At 35.0% G+C, this 1111-nt stretch carries 1 protein-coding gene; it reads right to left on the bottom strand.

Annotated elements, in window-relative coordinates; translation table 11 throughout:
• Positions 1-51: 51 nt before the first annotated feature.
• Complete coding sequence (locus tag B0A58_RS06085) at positions 52-861, bottom strand: sulfite exporter TauE/SafE family protein (protein WP_089080300.1); 810 nt, start codon at positions 859-861, stop codon at positions 52-54.
• Between the last annotated feature and the right edge of the window lie 250 nt (positions 862-1111).

Raw genomic sequence — 1111 nt, 5'->3', positions numbered from 1 at the left:
TTATGTAAATAACTCGATTAATCGTTATGTAACTTTTGTTACAAAAGCCGATTATTTTCCAAAAAATAATTCTTTTGTTATAATATATACTCCCATAACCAATACAAACCAACCAAATGCAGGTTTCAATTTTGCTCCATCCACTTTTTTAGAAAGTGCCGTACCAATAAATATACCAATGATAGCAAAAACAGAAATGGTCATCAGAAATGGCCAGTCGATAACGCCTCCCTCGCCTTCGCCAAAAAATCCAATCAACGATTTGGCTGCAATAATAACCAACGATGTACCAACGGCTTCCTTCATGGGCAATTTGCTAAGCAATACCAAGGCAGGAATAATTAAAAAACCACCGCCAGCACCCACCAAACCTGTAAGTGTACCCACAACAATACCTTCTATCAAAATTAAGGGATAATTAAATTTTTGTTCTTCAGTAGCAGTAGTTGATTCATTGTTGTTGTTGTTGTCTTTTTTTATCATACTATACGAAGCCGCAATCATTAATACAGCAAACAACAACATCATCAAAATGCTTTTAGTAACCACAAAACTGCCCAAAGTCATTACTACTTTTGGTATGGCCGGCACTACAAAAGCCCTAGTCATAAAAACAGCAATGATAGACGGAATACCAAATACAATAGCCGTTTTGATGTTTACCAAACCTTTTTTAAAATAGCCAATAGAGCCAATTCCGCTTGTTAAACCAACAATAAATAGCGAATAAGAAGTTGCCACAACAGGCTCGATGGCAAATAAATATACCAAAACAGGCACTGTAAGAATAGACCCACCACCACCAATTAATCCTAAAGCAACACCAATTAAAATGGATGCAAAATAACCTATATATTCCATGATTTTTGAAAACTTAAAATTTGATGATGCAAAGATGTACCAATAGAAAACAATAGACTGTAACATTTATCACAATGCCCCCATTTATTCAAAAAAAATCGAAATGGAACCCCTTTTGAAAACAAAAATACTAAAAAAGTGAACACGAGCACACGGCACCTTGTGTTCATTGCTCGATCAAACAACTCTCAAAGACACCGCCATCAAACCATAAAACCGCAAAATTTTTGCTTCTTATACCAAATATATT

This window comes from Flavobacterium branchiophilum NBRC 15030 = ATCC 35035 (genome assembly GCF_002217205.1).
Lineage (GTDB): Bacteria > Bacteroidota > Bacteroidia > Flavobacteriales > Flavobacteriaceae > Flavobacterium > Flavobacterium branchiophilum.
This window is presented reverse-complemented; position numbering and strand designations above follow the sequence as displayed.

Coding starts and splice junctions, on each gene's coding strand:
- B0A58_RS06085 (WP_089080300.1), bottom strand. CDS start 861: ATGGAATATATAGGTTATTTTGCATCCATTTTAATTGGTGTTGCTTTA.